Below are 18505 nucleotides of genomic sequence, written 5' to 3'. Positions count from 1 at the left end.
CCCCTTTAATCTTTCATTCCAGTTGTTGCAATACCCTGCACAAAGTAACGCTGTAAACACACAAACAAAACAAGGATCGGTAGGATGATCACGATAGTAGCAGCCATCAAATAGTTCCACTCCGTCACATTTTCTCCTTTGAACGCGTTAAGCGCCAGTTGAACAGTATTCATCTCGGGGTCGTTAAAAACAAGCAGCGGCCAGGTATATTGATTCCAGGTATCCACAAATTTCAGCAATCCCAAGGTGGCGAAAATCGGAATTCCCATCGGGATATAAAGCTTCAGGTAAATCTGTAATGGGGAACAGCCGTCAATTTTTGCGGCTTCATCCAGTTCTTTTGGAAATCCCATAAAGAACTGCCGACATAAGAATACGCCAAACGGATGAGCAATCAGCGGAAGAATAACGCCTGCATAATTGTTTACTAGCCCAATTCCGCCGTTTCCAAAGAAATCATTTCCCCCGACCAAAGGGAGCTCCTTGATCTGCAGGAAAACAGGGATCATAATTACCTGCATCGGCAGCATCATGCCAACCATTGCGCAGTAAAATAAAATTGTTTTTCCTGCAAAACGCATCCGCGCAAAGGCATATCCCGCCAGAGAGTTAATCACCAGGCTGATGATTACTGCAAAGCCAGTAATCATGATGGTGTTGATAAAATACCTGCCCCAATTCCCCTTTTGCATGGCCGTAACAAAGTTGGAAAACAGTGGTGTTTCTGGAAAAAACGCGGATAATCCCTGCGAAATCTCCTGATTTGATTTTAGAGCAGTCAAAACCATGATAATAAAAGGGAATACAACGATAACAGATACCAAAATAAAAATAGTTTTCATCCAAACACGGCTCCATGTCTGATGCAAGCGATAGCTTTTCATGGATCATGCTCCTTTCTCCTGGGTCAATTTGAAATTGATCACAGTAATAATGATGATGATAATCAGAAGCACCACCGACATGGCGGAGGCATACCCCAGCTTATATTGTGAAAATCCATTGATGTAAATTTGGTGTACAATGGTGGTAGTACGGTATAGTGGTCCGCCATTCGTCATGATGTTGACCTGCTCAAATACATTGAACGATCCAATCAGGCCAGTGATCAGCAAAAAGGAGGTGGTAGGTGAAAGCAGTGGCAAAGTGATTTTGAAAAATGTATTGACCGCAGAAGAGCCGTCCAGCTTTGCCGCCTCATAGTAGTGCTCCGGTATACTTTTTAGCCCGGAAAGGAAAATGACCATATTGTATCCGATCCCTTTCCAAATCCCCATTATAATTAAACACGGAAGCGCCAGATTGGGGTCCATCAGAAAATCCGATTTAGGAAGGCCAAAAAGCTGCAAAATCGCATTGAATATCCCGTTTGTAGAGTCATAAAGGAAGATCCAAATCATAGATACCGCTACCATGGAAACAACATGGGGCATAAAAATCAGGGTTCGGCATATTTTTGTTTTGATCAGGGTACTGTTAGCCAAGGCTGCGATCAATAATCCAAGCACCAAAGTGGGGATCAAGGTGAATATTGTGTAAATAAAGGTGTTGATCATAGATTGCAGAAACTTGTCGTCTTCCAGTAAACTGCGGTAGTTCTCCAATCCAATATAATTGCGGGTAGTAAACAAGTCATAATCGGTAAAGCTATCCAGTATCACTTGAAATGCCGGGATAAAATAAAAATATGTAAAAATCAAAAAAAACGGCAGGATAAACAGATACGCTACCTTGTCATATCCCAAGCTTCCTAATTTTAGTTTACGTTTCATCGCGTTCTTCCTCCTGAAAAGAAATGGACTGTTTGCACAGTCCATTTCTTATTTTCCACAGAAATCTTTAATCAATTTCCTTAAGCAGATTGTTCTGTGCCTCAGTTAAGGCTTCTTCTGCTGTTTTTTCTCCATAGAACAAAGATTCTAACGCTGCGTCTAATTCCTGTTCATACAGATTGGACCATGAAACTTTTGGATTTCCAGCCCCAACAGAAACTGCATCCATAATAGCGGTGTTGATCGCCGGGTCTTTTTCAATAAAATCTTTTGATACAGATTCAAAGGTAGCCGGCAGGCCAGCCTCCTCCACACGCGTTTCCAAAACCTCTGTGCTGGTGAGGTGAACAATTAAATCCCAAGCCAGATCCGGATCATCCGCCTGTGAGGTCATGGTATAGAACCATACTCCGCACCATGCAGCCGATTCTTTTCCTGGAACGTTGGAGGCAAAGCCAAACTTATCTGCCATATCCGGATTGTTTTTCAAGTAGTTAGACAGCACGCCGTTTGGGATATATCCCATTGCGCCGCTATTGTTAATTAGCGGATGCGTATCTGTTTTCCCATTATCAAACACTGTCGTGTATTGGTAAAGCTCATTCATATATTCAAAGGTTTCAGTCGCTTCCGGGGTCACCATAGTTGGCTGATTGTTTTCTTCATCAGCAAACAGGGAGCCATTCTGCCGTATCATGATATTAGCTACAAAACGTGCGCCCTGTGTCGGCATCGCATAGCCAGCAAAGGTGACCTTGCCGCTGTCATCGCGTTCTGTCAGTTTTTCTGCATATTCCAGCATCTGTTCCCAGTTTTCCGGCGGAGATTCCGGGTCTAAGCCGGCTTCCTCAAATTTGTCTTTCCGATAAGCAAAAATTTGCGGATCTGGAAAATGTGCAATCGCATAAACATCGTCTTTATAGCTTCCAAGGTCAAGCATAGCAGGATAAATATCGTCTTTTCCCTCCCATGTTTCCACATATTCATTTAACGGCACAATATGCTTCAGATTGATCCTCTCAATCATATGGGAAATACCAATATCCATCACATCAGGTGCCGTAGAGGAAGCAAACGCTGCATTCCATTTTGTAGGTGCATCATCATGCGGGATAAACTGATATTTTACCTCTACGCCCTTCTCCTCTCCGAAGTCCTTTAAGGCCTGTATCAAAGACGGAGCATGAGTATCTGTTTCATTTCCGCGCGACCACATTTCAATTATCTTGCTGCCTCCGCTGTTATCGCTTACTTTAGAGTTGAGCTCGTCATCCGAACTGGAACCACAGGAAGTAATAGTAAGCGCCATAAGGGCTGCTGTTGAAAAAGCAAACAATTTTCTTTTGTTCATAATCCCTACTCCTTTCAACTTATTCCGTTTCTTTTTGGAATAAGTTCATTATAAAGATTCTTATTTGGATAATGAACACAAAAAACAGCGGTATTCATAAAAAAATCTTAGTAGCTTTCATGAACACCGCTGTTTTTTTATATTTTTCTTATGTTTTAATAAAAATCTTATATCTCCTCCTTTAGCCGGTGCAGATAATTTGTCGGAGACATTCCCGTGCTTTTTTTAAATGCAGTAGAAAAATACATTTCATTGGAATATCCCACCATAGCCGCAATATCTTTGACCCGGCTTACCCCGTGGTCCATTAAGTATTTTGCCTGTTCTATCCGAATATCTGTAAGGTAAGCCCCAAATGTTTTTCCAGTATACTGTTTAAAAATCTGTGACAGGTAATCCGGATGGTAATTGAATTTCTGTGCCAAAGACGACAAACGGATCGGTTTGTCGTAGTTTTCCCGAATATATTGAATCAGTTGGTTAACGATCCCGTGAGAATATTCTTCTTGGTCCGAAGCGCCGCTATTTTCCAACCGGCGCCTTTCCTGCAATTTATCCTGAAGTTCATGCATGACCCGTACAATATCACTGTCATCCGACTTTGCTTTAAGCAGATAATCAAAAGCGCCGTAACGAAGCCCTTGATAGACATAATCAAAATCCCCAAAGTTGCTTAGGATCAAAACTTCTACTGAAGGATAACGTTCCTTTGCCTGCCTGATCAGTTCGATCCCATTCATAACAGGCATGATAATATCGCAGAAAATAACATCCGGCAATTCTGTTTCACAAGCCTTTAAAGCAACCTGCCCGTTCGGATAGGAACCGATGATATGAATATCCATATCTGGAATATCCCGCAGAATAAATTCAAACCATTGCCGAATCGGCTTTTCATCATCAACAATCATCACCTTTAGCATAGGGCTCCTCCTTTTCCTCTTTTTGATAGGGGATCTCCAACAGCGCGGCTGTGCCGCCTTCCGTCGGAGTAAAGAGGTCCAGATGATATTTTTCCCCGTACATTAAGTACAGGCGTTTTTTAACATTATCCAAACCTATCCCGTGTTTAATCTGTACCGTATGTTCTGAAGGCTGGCAGCTGTTTTCCAACCCTACCCCATTATCCCAAATTTTAATTTTCACTTGAGTATCCTGCCGGCAAATAGAAATTTTAATTTGTCCTCCGTCTTCATAACTGGAGATCCCATGGAAAATCGCATTTTCCACCAACGGTTGTAAAATCAATTTTTCTATTTTACAGTCCAAAACCTCCTCTGTACAGTGATATTCTACATCAAAATTATTACCGTAGCGCGTCTGCTGAATCAAAATGTAATCTTGCAGCAATTCAAGCTCTTCACGGATCGTATGAGAAGAAGCCTCCTTTTCAAACAGATTGGAAAGCAGACGAACTAAGGCTAGAATCGTTTGATCCAACTTTTGGCGTTCCCCTATTCTATTCAAAAAACGCAGTGACAGCAGCGTATTATATAAGAAATGTGGGTTGATCTGGTTCTGAAGCGCCTTCATTTCATATTCCCGCTTGCTTTCCTGTTCTTTGATCGTCTGTTCGATCAGGGAGTCGATCCTTTGCTGAAGCTTATAATATTCTTCCCGCAAATAAAAAATCTCATCTCCCTTTACCATAAGGCGGCGGCTGTTCGGTTTTTCAGTGCGGTTATGGAATCGCCCCACTTCTCTAGTCAAAGCTTTCAACGGCTGGGAAATATAGTGCGACAGTAAAATCGTAACTAAAGTAAACACTACAATCACAGTAACAATCAAGACTGCTAAATATAAATCCGGTTCGGAAAGGGTACTGATCACCTCTTGATACGGTTCTGTCTTGACAATATAGAGATCCCAGCCCGCATATTTCGCAAAACAAACTAATTCCTCTTGTTCTGTATCATGAAAATATCCGCTGGAATACCCCTCCATCTTATCCAAAAGATCTTTCCCCGCAAAAGCCTTCTCTGCTCTGTCCGGGTCAGAAGAGGAAATGATTTGCCCATTCTCCCAAATCAGGGAGATGGTTTCATTATTTTGAAGGGACTTTTGAAAGGTTTGGGAAAATAGGGATTCCGCAAAATCAAAGAAAATCATTCCCAGAGTTTCCCCATTGCTTGGATCAAAAATATATCGGGCTGCCGTTAAAACTATGTCGCCTTTCGCATTTTTTACATCAGCCCAATATAGCTGGCTGTATTGACCTTCTATCATTTTTTGGTATTCTGACACCCGCTTTTTGTCTGTTTCCCGATTTCCGTAAGGGGAATTGGTGACATAAGCCTCCTCACGGAATCCATAAATTGTAGTGTAAAATGGAATATTATAAAAAATACTGTGTTGTTCTGTCAGGGTCGTTCTGGCCCGAGTATAACGTCGTGACTGCTCAAACTGGGTTTCTGTATCAGGATAATTCAAAAAATTCTGAATCGTTTCGTTAAACAGGTACACGTTCGAGATATTGATTGTATTTTGATGGATATATTCCATTTTATCAGAAATCTGTTGCAGCTCACTGACACGGCTTATACAGATTTTTTTCATCGCATTGATCTGCAATACAGAACGAAACACTCCAAATCCAATACAAATCAACATAAGAAGGATCGGTACATAGGAAACAAATATTTTCGTGTTTACACTAAAATAACGGAACTTATTTTTCTTTTTTATCATATGCCAATCTCCTAAAGACAAGTCAGCAAAACGTAAAATATTACGCTTTATCATTCAGGGAAAAAGGCAGAAAAAAACACCCATAAATATGGGTGCTGAATCGTTTTTTAGTATGAACGAAAAGGCGTATTTTGCCATTCACAGACAAAGCAATGAACAAGATGCCTGATTCTTTCGCTTGTTGTTTTCCCCGAAAGGCAAGACCAAAAACCTTCGCTCTGAAGCCTGTTTAACGTTATTATACCATAGTCAAAAGATTGGTTCAATGACCATTCGACACATCATTCTTTCCACTTAACATAGTCCGGAAAAGAATCATACCTGCCAAGGAAATCTATAAATCGACCCTTTGCTGGTATCAAAAATAAAAAGATAATTATCGTTTATCAGAGTAGTGAACAATCTATCGATCATTAGGCGTTCTGCTGTTTTAGTATAATTTTGGGTTTCTTCCGCCGCCTCTGTCAGTCGGATCAGTTCATAGATCAAATCGTCCTGCAAATTAGCGGTTTCCGGCTGTTTTCTACATACGCCAGTACGTACGCAGCCTTTATTGCCTGAAGTTTGCTGACACTGGAAACAAAACATATTGGACATTTTTTCTCTTTCCCTTTATTTTTCATTATTTTGACCCGGTATCCAAATTTTATACTGCAAATTTGGATATTTATTCCGTCTAAACAAAATAAGCGGCACTCTAAAAATTTTACTTGAAAAGGAATAGGGTAGAGCGCGCAATACAAGGCGGCTAAAAAAACGGAAACAGGGAAATTGGTCAAAACAGAGTTTTCATGGTATAATAAGTTTGATCTCAGCGCTGAAATCCGAAGCTTCACGATCGGGAATAGCCTGCGCTGTATACTGGAATAAGATTTGAGGGAAGAAAATTGACAGGGATATTATTTTTTCTAATCAGCTTGCTCGCATCAACGATCGGCTCTATCAGTGGGATCGGCGGTGGGGTGATCATCAAGCCGGTACTTGATGCAACCGGCCTACTGTCGGTTAGTACGATCAGTTTTTTGTCAGGCTGCACGGTTTTAATTATGGCGACTGTTTCGCTGCTGCGCGGACGGAATAACGGGGTCCAAGTGGACAAACGCCATTCCACACCGCTGGCAGTGGGCGGCGCGATCGGCGGAATCGTTGGAAAGTGGGTGTTTGACCTGATCCGCCAAATGGTATCGGAAGAAAACCTAGTAGGTGCCGTACAGGCTGGGTTACTTTTAGTCATCACAATAGGCGTGATCTTTTACATCCGATATAAGGAAAAGATCCATGCCATGCATGTGGAGAGACTATCCATTTGTTTTTTGATCGGCCTGGGGCTTGGGATGGTGTCCTCATTTTTAGGGATCGGCGGCGGCCCGATCAATATTGCAGTTTTATATTTCTTCTTTTCCATGGAGGCAAAGACCGCGGCCAAAAATTCGCTGTATGTGATCTGGTTTTCTCAGGTAGCAAGTTTACTGTTTTCTTTGGCGACCCGCACCGTGCCTGATTTTTCATGGCTGACACTCTTCGTAATGGGAATCGGCGGCGTGCTGGGAGCGCTGATTGGCAGCGCGGTGGTCAAAAAAATGAAGAACCAGGCTGTGGAACGGATCTTCATGGGATTGATGGCAGTAATTGTCTGCATCAATATTTATAATCTGCTTCGCTTTTTATACGTCTGTTAAATATTCCTATCATGGACACACTTTTTTCGGTATTCCATGGGCGACGATCCAAACGCTGTTTTAAATGCAGCCGAAAACTTGCTTTGGCTGGCATATCCTACCTGCCGGGCAATCTCCGAAACCGGAATATGCTCTGTACGCAGCAACTGGGCGGCATGTTCCATCCGTTTCCTGCGCAGATACTCCTTCAAAGAAGAGCGGTAAATCAACTTAAAGTTCGCCTTTAACGCGGTGGGACTAACACAAAATTCACGGGCAAGCTGCTCGATCGTCGGATCCTGCGACAGATCCTCACACAACCGTTCCCTTACCGCCTTTACGATATTGATCTGTTCCTTTGTGATCTTATCCAGCTGGCGTTCTTTGGCAGGATCTGTCAAATACAAGAACATAAGCAGCTCCAGCGTTTTTATTTTGCAGTATTCATCGCGTACATCCTCCGGTATCTCATAAAGTTCAGAAAAAATATGGACGATGTGCGAGTTTGCCCGCATGGCAAAAAAATGGCGCCCTTTGCAAAATTTATCAGCAAGGGAAAGCGGATATTCCCCTAAGATCGGCAGAGGAATTTCTCTCAAGATCCCCAAATCCAGCATCAGCACAATGCCCTGGTAGCGCTCCTCCGGAAAATAAAAGGGCGGCTGCCTGTTTTCCATGCGGGTGATACTAAGATCCCCGGCGCCTAAATATAGATGGTCCCCGCAGACCCATTCGCATTCTTCCTGTCCCATGTGGCAATAACTGATCCCCAAAAATTCCCCGGAAACTTCTAGCGAGCATTCACATTCTTTGACGGAAAAATTTTGATAGATCAAATCAATTCCCGGCCAAACGGAAAATACCCGCATATTGCCGCCGCTTACCCGGTATTCTCTGGTTCCATCCGGCATTTGAACTGGGGTTAGAACTTTTCCCTGTGATTTTACAAAATAATGCGGTCTTTTCTCTTGCACCAGACCACCTCCCTCTGCTGTTATTATATAATGGAAGGTTTATTTTATCAATCCCATACGCGGCCTTGAAAAAGGATCCCGGCTATGCTACCATAAATAAAGAAGCAAACTGCCCCAAAAGCTTTCGGAGGTTTTTATGAAATTACAATTTATTCCTGTCGCTTCAGCAAATCGTGACAGCATTCTCCGTCTTTCTCCCGCTCTGGGACAAGAATCTTTTCTTGAACCGGTCGCAGATTGTTTAGCAGAAGCTGACAAAGACCGGCGTTGGAACCCGGTAGGGATCTATGACGGAGCACAACTGGTGGGATTTGCGATGTACGGATTCTTTTTGGAGGAGTATCCCCCGTATGGCAGGCTGTGGATGGATCGCCTGTTGATCGATGCGGCTTATCAGGGGAAAGGGTATGGAAAACTGGCGTTGGCAGGGCTCCTGCAACGGCTCGCAAAAGAATATCCTCCCCAAGATATTTTTTTAAGCGTAGTGCCGGGCAATACAGCCGCAGCGAGCCTATACGCTCAATTTGGATTTATAAAAACAGGGGAAAAAGATGTGCATCAGGAAGATGTTTACCGAAAAAGGAATGGCTAAAAGGGTGTGTCCAATATGTTGGGCACACCCTTTTGCTCCAAAAAGACAATTTCCTGTTCCTATTGGACAAAAATCCAAAAACCTCTTGACCTTTTCCTAAAAATTGCGTATATTAGTATTAAAGAAACATATGAATAAATATTCATATGAACATATTTTGCTTCAAAGAGGAGATACTAATGATGAAAAAAACAATAAAGCTCATTGATTTGGATTGCGCGCACTGCGCGGCTAAAATTGAGAAAGCAGTCAAAAAATTAGATGGCGTGGCAGATGCAAGTGTTAACTTTTTAAGCCAGAAAATGGTTTTAGAGGCAGATGACGCCCGTTTTGATACGATTGTATCAGAAGCAGTTCAGCTGATCCGAAAAATCGAACCGGATGTCACAGTAAAGCTGTAACATCACACTGCGGCAGGCTGTTTCGCAGTGCAGTCACCGAAAGGAGAAATGATCTATTATGACCAGAAAACAGAAAAAGCAACTTTACCGGATCCTTGCGGCGGCAGTTCTTTTTATTTTGGCACTGCTTTTACCGCTTCCCCCAATTGGTACGCTGGTCGGATTTCTGATTTGTTACGCGGTTATCGGCTGGGATATCGTGTGGAAAGCGGTTACAAATATCCTGCATGGGCAGGTCTTTGATGAAAATTTTCTGATGACTGTCGCTACCATCGGCGCTCTTTGTCTGGGCGAGTACGCCGAAGGGGTCGCGGTGATGCTGTTTTATCAGGTCGGGGAGCTGTTCCAAAGCTATGCGGTCAGCAAATCCCGCCGGTCGATCAGCGGGCTAATGGATATTCGTCCGGACTACGCCAATGTGCTGCGGGAAGGCGCTGTTTCACAGGTGGGCCCGGAAGAGGTCACTATCGGGGAAACCATTGTAGTAAAGCCCGGGGAACGTGTTCCGCTTGACGGTGTTGTCACCGAGGGCGTTTCCTCACTGGATACCTCGGCGCTGACCGGCGAATCCCTCCCGCGTGATGTAAGCACCGGCTCAGACGTGATCAGCGGATGTATCAACCAATCCGGTACGCTTCATATTCAGGTTTCTAAGGAATACGGCGAATCCACAGTATCCAAGATCCTGGACCTTGTAGAAAATGCGAGCAGTAAAAAGTCAAAATCAGAGGCTTTTATCACCCGTTTCGCAAAATACTACACCCCGTTTGTCGTGCTTGCCGCAGTGGTATTAGCAATTTTGCCGCCGTTGCTGCTACAGCAGAGTTTTGCGATCTGGGTAGAACGCGCCTTGACCTTCCTAGTAATTTCCTGCCCATGCGCGCTGGTCATTTCTGTCCCGCTCAGCTTTTTTGGCGGGATCGGCGGGGCCTCCAAATGCGGTATCCTGATCAAGGGGAGCAACTATCTGGAAGCCCTTGCCAAAACTGAAACCGTTGTGTTTGATAAAACCGGGACACTGACCAAAGGAAATTTTGCGGTCAGCGGGATCTACCCGCAAGGAATGACTCGGGAAGAATTGTTGGAGCTTGCCGCATATGCAGAAAACGACTCCTCCCATCCAATTTCCCGTTCCATCCGCGCCGCCTATGGGAAGAAAATAGAACCCAGCCGGATCCAAGCGGTGACAGAAGTTGCCGGACACGGCATAAAAGCACAGGTAGAGGGCAAAATGATCTTAGCAGGAAACGCCAAGCTGATGGAGCAGGAGCAGGTTGCATTTGAACCGCTTGACCAAGCCGGTACAATCGTTTATCTTGCGCTGGACGGGAATTTTGCGGGCGCTATCCTGATCGAAGACGAAATCAAGCCGGACGCCGCTTTTGCCATTAGGGACCTGAAAACCTGCGGCGTTCACAACACAGTAATGCTGACCGGGGATTCAAAGGCTGTCGGGCAAAAGGTAGCTTCTGCGTTAGGGATAGACGCCGCTTATACCGAGCTTCTGCCCGCTGATAAAGTGGAAAATATGGAAGCGTTGTTAAAGCATACACAAGGCAACCTTGCATATGTGGGCGACGGCATCAACGACGCGCCGGTCCTTGCGCGGGCCGATATTGGGATCGCTATGGGCGGACTTGGTTCAGATGCAGCGATTGAAGCGGCCGATGTGGTGATCATGACAGATGAACCCTCTAAACTGCCAACCGCAATGCGGATCTCTAAAAAAACACTGCGGATCGTTCGGCAAAACATCGTATTCGCGCTGGGAATCAAAGCCTTGGTTCTGGTTTTAGGTGCGTTGGGAATCGCCTCTATGTGGGCGGCGGTGTTTGCCGATGTGGGTGTTGCCGTGATCGCGATTTTAAATGCAGTCCGCGCGCTCCGGGTCCCAAAAGCAGAGATGATTCATGCAGAAAAGGTTTCCGCTATCGCTAAAAAAGAAAAGGCAGCGGTGTAAAACGTCAGATCCAGAAACGAAAAAGGAACAGGCTATCATAGCCTGTTCCTTTTCTATTCGTCAATCTCTACTGAAAAGCTTGTGACATCAGCCTCCGCACGGCTTGTAAAGACCCCTAAGTAAGTTCCTGTAAAGGTCATGGTCATCGTTCCTTCCTTGCACAATCCGGCAACTGCGCCAAAACCCGCTTCAGTCCAGATTTTCCCGTCCGTGCTATAGGAAAAGGTATATCCCCTTGTGTCAGCTTTAACTCGGAAAGAAAGAACTTCCGGCACGCTTGCGAGAAAGATCTCCCGTTCCGCTTCCATTGCGTGAACCGTCCATCCGTATCCGATCCGGCAGTCCCCATCCCGTTTTGTCAGGTAGACCTCATAATGATAATCCTTGTTGTAGTAAGCGGTCAAGCCAATTTTCCCGCCCTCTTCCAATCGTTTACAGGATACTGTCGTTTGCGCTGTTTCTTCAAATTCCTGCTGCCGGACGCACAAAAGTGTTGGGTGGTGATCCTGCAAAGTTTCTTCCCCGGCCCTCAGGCTTAGTTTCCCGTCTTGTAGTACATAATGATCGCGTTTGGGATTGCGCACGAAATTCCAGCGCAGATCCATCTTATCCCCGTCAAAATGATCGGTAAAGGAAAGCTTCATCCCTTTCGGGGCTTCGCCCGGCAGGGGCGCCTCCCATTCCAGTTCAGTGCGGCCGTGGTCCCCTGCCACCGGCCAGCCGTCTTTCCACACGACCGGGGTAAGGAATGTTTCCCGGCCAAGGTTGTGCAGCATGACCTTAGGCAGTTTCCGAATCCCTAAAGACACCATCCACCAGTTTCCGTTCTGGTCTTCCACCAGGTCGGCATGGCCGGTCGCCTGAATTTGAGAACCCATATAATCCTTATGGGACAAGATCGGGTTGTGCGGACATTCTGTAAAAGGCCCATACGGGGAATCCCCGCGCATGATGGTTTCCATGTGACCGTATTCGGTACCGCCCTCTGCCAGCATCAGGTAATAGGTCCCATTGATCTTGTACATATGGGAGCCTTCCGGGGTTTTCCCCCCAGTCCCATAGGTGACGATCTTTTTTTCGGACAGACGTTCCCCGGTCATGGGGTCGATCTCAAACACAACGATCCCCTGCTTTTGAGGGGTCAGGGAATTGTTCCCGGTAAAGTAGACCTTTCCGTCATCATCAAAGAACAAAGACGGGTCAATATCTTTTTGATCTACCCAAAACGGCTTAGACCACTTTCCATAAATATCCTTGGTATGTACAATAAAATTCCCCTTATGGGTCACGTTGGTGGTGATCATATAGAACACGCCGTCATGATACCGCAGCGTCGGCGCATAAATCCCGCCGGAAGAGGCGCAGTCGGTCAAATCAAGCTGATCGTCATCTACCAAACAATAGTTGATAAGCTCCCAGTCGATCAGGTTCCGGCTGTGGTAGATCGGAACGCCCGGGAAAAATTCAAAGGTGGAGGTCACCATGTAGTAATCCTCCTCTACCCGGCAGATACTGGGATCGGGATGGAATCCGCGCAAAATTGGGTTTTTAAAATGTGCCATCTTTATTTCTCCTTTTGTGCCCCAAGCTGGGGCTTCATGCTCGTTAGTTGGCTGCAAAGCCTCCGTCCTGCACCAGCGCCTGAATCCCTTCCAGCGGAGGGCGAAGCGGGAAATATTCCAGTCCCACATAGCCCCGGTAACCCGTTTCAGAGAGCCTTTGGAACAGGTAGGGGTAGTTTAATTCCCCGTCCTCCAACTCATGCCGGGCGGTGATCCCCGCGGCGTGCAGATGCCCGATCAGGGAAAGGTTTTCCTCGATCCGCCGCCAAAGGTCTCCCTCCTGGATCTGTGCATGGTACAGGTCAAACAACAGCTTCACATGAGGATGGGCCAGGTCCTTCAGGATCCGGAATCCCAAATCAGAGTGATCCAAAAAGGTGTTTGGCGCCTCCAGCCGGGAATTGACCGGCTCCAGCAAAACCGTGATCCCCTGTTCCTTCGCAATTTCTCCTGCTTGTCCCAGTGTGTACAACAGGTTTTGGTACTGCTCCTCAAACGGTTTTTCCGTCCGGTTTCCGGGCGTGGTGATGATCTGGGAGCAGCGGAGTTTTTTTGCTATTTCAATCGTTTCCAGAAAGCCGTTTAAATATGCTTCCCGGCCTGTTTCATCCACCAAGCTACAAAATTTGGTGCAAAAGGCTGTTACCCGAAGCTGATATCTTTGCTGAAGCCAGAGCAGTTTTTCCATGTCCTTATCCCACCAAGACCAGAACTCGATATTTTTAATACTATGTTGTGCCAGTTCTTCCACTGAGACACAAAAATCTTTTCCGTGATACAGTGCGTCTACACAAACAGAAAGCTTCATTGATATGACCACCGCTTTCGCCTTGCGAAAGCACTCCTTTCTAGCCTAATTAGGTTTTGCTTGCAAAACACCGTTTAAAAGGGAACGCGTTCCTCCCTTGTTTGTTTCATTGTACCTTTTTCTACTTCAAAAGCAAATCAAAAAAGCAGGGAGCGCTCCCTGCTTTTTTCTAACCTCCAAATAGCTGCGGGAAAAATTTTGCAATATACCCTTGAATAAATACTACCAGTACAATAATTGGCAAAATATACGAAACGTAAATCCTGCTCCAGTTTGGGAATTGCAGCCCTTTGCCCGTATTCGCTTCTTTCCGGAAACTGTTCCAGCCCCAGCCGTACCGGCGGGTACAGAACATCAAGTATACCAAGGACCCAAGCGGAAGTACATTATTGCTGACAATAAAATCTTCCAAATCCAGAATGGTACTGCCTTCACCCAGCGGCTGTACTCCGCTTAGCAGGTTAAAGCCCAGAACACATGGCAGGGAAAGTACCAGCAAAAGGACCAGGTTGATCAGCACTGTTTTGCGGCGGCTCCAGCCCTTTAAATCCATCCAGCAGGAAATGATGTTTTCAAAAACAGCAATAACAGTTGATAATGCCGCAAACAACATAAAGATAAAGAACAGCGTTCCCCAAATCCGACCGCCCGGAATATTCACAAATACGTTCGGCAGGGTTACAAAAATCAGGTTCGGCCCGCTGTCCGGGTTTACCCCAAACGTAAAGCACGCTGGGAAAATGATCAGTCCCGCCATCAGCGCGACCCCTGTATCCAGCATCGTGACGCGGACCGCCTCCCCGGTCAGAGCATGATCTTTGCCAATATAACTGCCAAAGATCGCAATAGATCCCATCCCGATGCTCAAGGTAAAGAATGCCTGACCCATAGCGTCAAAAATGGCATTAAAAATCCCTGCCTCCGAAAGCTTTCCAAAATCCGGAAACAGATAGAATTTCAACCCTTCACCAGCTCCGGACAGGGTCAGCGAATGGACAGCCAGCACCGCCATGATCGCAAGCAGGCAGAGCATCATCACCTTGGTGATCTTTTCCACCCCGTTTTTCAGCCCAAACGAACAGATCGCAAGACAGCCCACAACCACAATTACCATGGCGATCGTCATCACCAACGGGTCAGCCTGCATGTTCTGGAACACTGCCTTCACCTGTTCAGAGTTCATTCCCGACGAAAACTCCCCGGAAATCATCTTCCAGCAATAGAGCAGCATCCAGCCGGCAATGGTGGTATAAAACATCATCAGCAGGTAATTCCCCGCAATGGAGGTATATTTGTGCAGATGCCATTTCGTTCCCTTGGGTTCCAAGGTGTCAAACGATGTAGCCACGCTTTTCTGGCTGGCACGGCCCACTGCGAACTCCATAACCATGATCGGCAGGCCCAGCAATACCAAAAACACCAGATATAGAATTACGAATGCCGCCCCGCCATATTTTCCTGTTATAAACGGGAATCGCCAAACATTCCCCAAACCAATCGCGCAGCCGGCCGAGATCAGCAAAAAGCCAAGCCGCGATGAAAATTTTTCACGTTGCATATTGTCCATCCCTTTCCTGTGTCGCTTCTTTTCATGTCCTTTTATCTTATCAGATTTTGCATGTGAAAACAAGTGCTTTCCCTGAAAAAACGCCTTCCAATAGGAAGGCGTTTTTTACCGATGGAAAAGTCTCATCACTCGTTTCCAGAATCCATGGGGATTCCTCTTTTCTTGAATCAGGGCCTTTGGGGGCTGCGGCATATTTTTCTTTTGTTCCGCAGACGCATATGCTTCGCGGTACAGCACTTCCTGAGCGTTTACCGGTTCCTCTTCATTTTTACGGTAAGTGTAGATTCCATACATATCCTGGACCCGCGCCTTTACATTGTCTTTCATCATGATCCCCAACAGATGCAGAATCTCTTTTTGAATCGCCGGGTCGTAAATAGGAGCCGCAACCTCTACTCGCCGTTCGGTGTTCCGGGTCATGAAATCGGCAGAGGAAATATAAATTTTTTGCCGTTCTCCCAGCCCGAATACAAAGATCCGGGAATGTTCCAAAAAGCGTCCCACAATACTGCTGATCTCAATATTTTCGGTAGAGCCCGGAACCCCCGGTTTCAAACAGCAGATACCGCGTACCAGCATTTTGATATGCACGCCGGCGCGGGAAGCCTCAATCAATTTGTCAATCAGCACTTTGTCTGTCAAGGAGTTCATCTTCAGCAGGATCTGCGCCGGTTCCCCCTGCTGTGCAAAGGCGATCTCCTTGTCGATCAAACCAATGATACGGGGCTTAAAACAGAGCGGCGCCACTAGAAGATGAGTGGAGGATTCCACCACCGATCCCATAAACAAGCTGTTGAATACTACCGATGCGTCTGTCCCGATCGCAGGATTCGCAGTCATCAGAGAAAGGTCGGTATAAAGCTGGGCCGTTTTTTCATTGTAATTCCCAGTTCCGATCTGCGTAATATACTGGATCTTATTCCCCAGTTTCCGGGTGATCAGCAGCAGCTTGGAATGGACTTTATAGCCCGGCAAGCCATAGATCACATGGCAGCCTGCCTCCTCCAAGCGCTTCGACCAGTCGATATTATTTTCCTCGTCAAACCGGGCGCGCAGTTCCACTACGACACTGACCTCTTTCCCGTTCTCCGCGGCATTGATCAGGGCATTAATCACCTTGGAGTCCTTAGCCACGCGGTACAGGGTAATTTTGACCGAAACCACTTCCGGGTCATTCGCCGCTTCATTTAACAGTGAAATAAAAGGCTTGATGGAGTGGTATGGATAATGGAACAGAATATCCTTTTCTACGATCTGCGCGATCATGGAACGTTTCTCGTCAATGCAGGCGGCAATTTGCGGGGCGACCGGTGAAAAGAAAAGTTCCGCTTTTCCCTTTAGCTTGCCCTCTAAAGCAAATACAAACGAAAGGTCAAGCGGGCAGGTATCCACAAAGACCTGCTCCCTGGACAGGGTAAAATGGTCACACAGGTACTCTGTCAATTCATGGCTCACTTCGTCAGACAGTTCTAAACGAACAGGCGTTAGTTTTCTGCGCTTTTTCAGCAGCTCTTCCATAGCGTCGCGGTAGTCAAAATCAACATCCACCATTTCGTCTTCCACATCAATATCCGCATTCCGGGTGATCCGGAACAATACCTTTTCCAGCACCTCATGGCGGTTAAAGATCTTTTCTACAAACAGGCAGATCAAATCCTCCGCCAAGACAAAACGGACCTTTCCATTTTGGGAGGGAAGATAAATGATTCTGCCAAAATGCCCGCTTGCTGAAATGATCCCCAGCCGTACCGCACCGCTTTTGGAAGCGATACGCACGCCGACATAAATTTCCTTGTTTTTCAAAAAAGGAAACGGCTGACGCTTATCAATGATCTGCGGAGAGGTAAGGGGGGCGATCTCCTTTTCAAAATAAAGCTTTAAAAATTCAAAATCCTGCGCTGACAAGCTGTTCAGCGGAACCTGCTCCAGTCCCTGATCATTTAGCTTCGCCATCAGGCTCTCATACGATTTCGCCTTTCTTGGCAAGAGCTTTCGCACGTTCTGATAAATATACTGAAGCTGTTCCGGCGCAGTCATCTGCGTTTTAGAATCCAGCACTTTTTCCTTTAACAGGGTCTGGTCGTACAGGCTGCCTACACGGACCATAAAAAATTCATCCAAATTGCTTTGAAAAATGGAGATAAAACGCAGCCGCTCAAATAGTGGAACGCGCCGATCCTCCGATTCTTCCAAAACCCGTTCATTGAACTGGAGCCAGCTTAATTCCCGGTTGGTATAAATCCTTTCCCTGTCCCCTTTTCCTGACATATTATTTCCTACCTTTCTTCCTTCAAGGATGAATAAAATGCTTGATGAGATATCCTTCCCGGACGCTTGTTTCCACAAATTGAATTTGCACGGCGCCTATCGCCTGTGCGGCTTCCGCCACACAGAGCATCCCGGGCAAAACGGTATTCAGCCGTTCTGGTGTTACTGAGCAGATGCGCTGTTTGGCACGTTCCGGCTCAGATAAATATTCCTCGATCAAAGCAGCAAGCTGGCCCGAGGAAAACTGTTTCGTCCCCAGCAAACGGGTGACCAGCCGGGTAGTGCCCCCCATTAGGTAAAGCGGCAGGCGCTCCGGCGGCAGTCTTATTTCTGATAACTGGTTGCGGACATAACCGCAGATTTTTTCCGCTTCCTCCCTGCTCGGCAAAACGCCGGATACAAAGTCCCGGTACAGCTTCAGCGAACCGATCGGAAAGCTTTGTGACCAAGCGGCCTTTCCAGCTATGCTTTGAATGATCTGCATACTGCCGCCGCCCAGATCGGCGCCCCAAAAATCCCCGGTCTTCGCAACCTGCCGAAGTGCCAGGTAATTACACTCTGCTTCCTCTTCTCCCGAAATCGGCTCAATTTTTATACTATTCGTATTATATACTTCATCTATTACAAATTGAAGATTATCGATATACCGCAGCGAGGCAGTGGAAAAACAGCACAGAGTCCCCTTTCCCGCCGAACATCCATATTCGGCCGCGATTTGCTGTAGTTCTGATAAAATGCTTTTCACCCGCCCGATCCCCTCGTCTGACAGGATACGGCCATGAATAGACCGCACGACATAGCCATACCTGCACTCATACCGCAGGCAGGAGAATGCTTTCCCTTCCCATTCATAAACGGCTAATTTAATTGTATTAGAACCTAGGTCGATCAATGCCTGCCGCAA

The 18505-nt window shown here is 46.1% G+C and carries 16 protein-coding genes; 4 read left to right on the top strand and 12 right to left on the bottom strand.

What is annotated here, in order from left to right:
* Positions 1–5: 5 nt before the first annotated feature.
* The 6 genes from CIB36_RS09200 to CIB36_RS09175 all read right to left on the bottom strand — a co-directional run bounded on the left by CIB36_RS09200 (position 6) and on the right by CIB36_RS09175 (position 6408).
* A complete protein-coding gene (locus tag CIB36_RS09200; protein WP_229408225.1) occupies positions 6–884 on the bottom strand; it encodes a carbohydrate ABC transporter permease in 879 nt (292 codons plus the stop codon).
* A 3-nt stretch (positions 885–887) separates the two neighbouring features.
* A complete protein-coding gene (locus CIB36_RS09195) occupies positions 888–1772 on the bottom strand; it encodes a carbohydrate ABC transporter permease (RefSeq protein ID WP_093989274.1) in 885 nt (294 codons plus the stop codon).
* A 67-nt stretch (positions 1773–1839) separates the two neighbouring features.
* Positions 1840–3123: an extracellular solute-binding protein gene (locus CIB36_RS09190; protein ID WP_093989273.1), complete on the bottom strand. Its 1284-nt coding sequence runs from the start codon at positions 3121–3123 to the stop codon at positions 1840–1842.
* Positions 3124–3290: 167 nt separating this feature from the next.
* Positions 3291–4046: a response regulator transcription factor gene (locus CIB36_RS09185; protein WP_093989272.1), complete on the bottom strand. Its 756-nt coding sequence runs from the start codon at positions 4044–4046 to the stop codon at positions 3291–3293.
* Positions 4024–5811, bottom strand: a complete 1788-nt coding sequence (locus tag CIB36_RS09180; RefSeq protein WP_158662646.1) for a sensor histidine kinase — start codon at positions 5809–5811, stop codon at positions 4024–4026. The genes CIB36_RS09185 and CIB36_RS09180 overlap by 23 nt, the downstream gene beginning before the upstream one ends.
* Before the next feature lie 315 nt (positions 5812–6126).
* Positions 6127–6408: a hypothetical protein gene (locus CIB36_RS09175; RefSeq protein ID WP_154825556.1), complete on the bottom strand. Its 282-nt coding sequence runs from the start codon at positions 6406–6408 to the stop codon at positions 6127–6129.
* 290 nt (positions 6409–6698) lie between these two features.
* Between CIB36_RS09175 and CIB36_RS09170 the strand changes: the two genes are divergently transcribed.
* Positions 6699–7490 (top strand): sulfite exporter TauE/SafE family protein, encoded by a 792-nt coding sequence (locus tag CIB36_RS09170; RefSeq protein WP_093989270.1) that lies wholly within the window; start codon positions 6699–6701, stop codon positions 7488–7490.
* On the opposite strand, the gene CIB36_RS09165 is transcribed toward CIB36_RS09170, so the two are convergent.
* Positions 7487–8443, bottom strand: a complete 957-nt coding sequence (locus tag CIB36_RS09165) for a helix-turn-helix transcriptional regulator (RefSeq protein WP_093989269.1) — start codon at positions 8441–8443, stop codon at positions 7487–7489. The two genes, CIB36_RS09170 and CIB36_RS09165, sit on opposite strands and share 4 nt — an antisense overlap.
* 136 nt (positions 8444–8579) lie before the next feature.
* Here CIB36_RS09165 and CIB36_RS09160 point away from each other — a divergent pair, with 136 nt between their 5' ends.
* The 3 genes from CIB36_RS09160 (at position 8580) to CIB36_RS09150 (ending at position 11396) form a co-directional block, all read left to right on the top strand.
* Positions 8580–9035: a GNAT family N-acetyltransferase gene (locus tag CIB36_RS09160; protein ID WP_093989268.1), complete on the top strand. Its 456-nt coding sequence runs from the start codon at positions 8580–8582 to the stop codon at positions 9033–9035.
* Positions 9036–9217: 182 nt separating this feature from the next.
* On the top strand, positions 9218–9436 hold the full coding sequence (locus CIB36_RS09155) for a cation transporter (RefSeq protein ID WP_093989986.1): 219 nt from the start codon (positions 9218–9220) through the stop codon (positions 9434–9436).
* Between the two features lie 58 nt (positions 9437–9494).
* Positions 9495–11396 carry a heavy metal translocating P-type ATPase gene (locus tag CIB36_RS09150; RefSeq protein WP_093989267.1) on the top strand — a complete coding sequence of 634 codons (1902 nt, stop codon included), beginning with the start codon at positions 9495–9497 and terminating at the stop codon, positions 11394–11396.
* A 53-nt stretch (positions 11397–11449) separates the two neighbouring features.
* Here CIB36_RS09150 and CIB36_RS09145 read toward each other — a convergent pair whose 3' ends face one another.
* From CIB36_RS09145 to CIB36_RS09125, 5 genes are all read right to left on the bottom strand, one after another.
* On the bottom strand, positions 11450–12958 hold the full coding sequence (locus CIB36_RS09145) for a glycoside hydrolase family 43 protein (protein WP_093989266.1): 1509 nt from the start codon (positions 12956–12958) through the stop codon (positions 11450–11452).
* Between the two features lie 43 nt (positions 12959–13001).
* The gene (locus CIB36_RS09140; RefSeq protein WP_093989265.1) at positions 13002–13766 is read right to left on the bottom strand and encodes a TIM barrel protein; all 765 of its coding nucleotides are present in this window, start codon (positions 13764–13766) and stop codon (positions 13002–13004) included.
* A gap of 169 nt (positions 13767–13935) precedes the next feature.
* The gene (locus CIB36_RS09135) at positions 13936–15324 is read right to left on the bottom strand and encodes a sodium-dependent transporter (RefSeq protein ID WP_093989264.1); all 1389 of its coding nucleotides are present in this window, start codon (positions 15322–15324) and stop codon (positions 13936–13938) included.
* A 114-nt stretch (positions 15325–15438) separates the two neighbouring features.
* Positions 15439–17601 carry a polyphosphate kinase 1 gene (ppk1, locus tag CIB36_RS09130; protein WP_093989263.1) on the bottom strand — a complete coding sequence of 721 codons (2163 nt, stop codon included), beginning with the start codon at positions 17599–17601 and terminating at the stop codon, positions 15439–15441.
* Positions 17602–17623: 22 nt separating this feature from the next.
* Positions 17624–18505, bottom strand: coding sequence for a Ppx/GppA phosphatase family protein (locus CIB36_RS09125; RefSeq protein WP_093989262.1), 882 nt, complete (start codon positions 18503–18505; stop codon positions 17624–17626).

Source organism: Massiliimalia timonensis, assembly GCF_900186585.1.
In the GTDB taxonomy this organism is placed as follows: Bacteria; Bacillota; Clostridia; order Oscillospirales; family Ruminococcaceae; genus Massiliimalia; species Massiliimalia timonensis.
The sequence above is the reverse complement of the archived record's forward strand: the minus strand, read 5'-3'. Positions and strand labels throughout refer to the sequence as shown.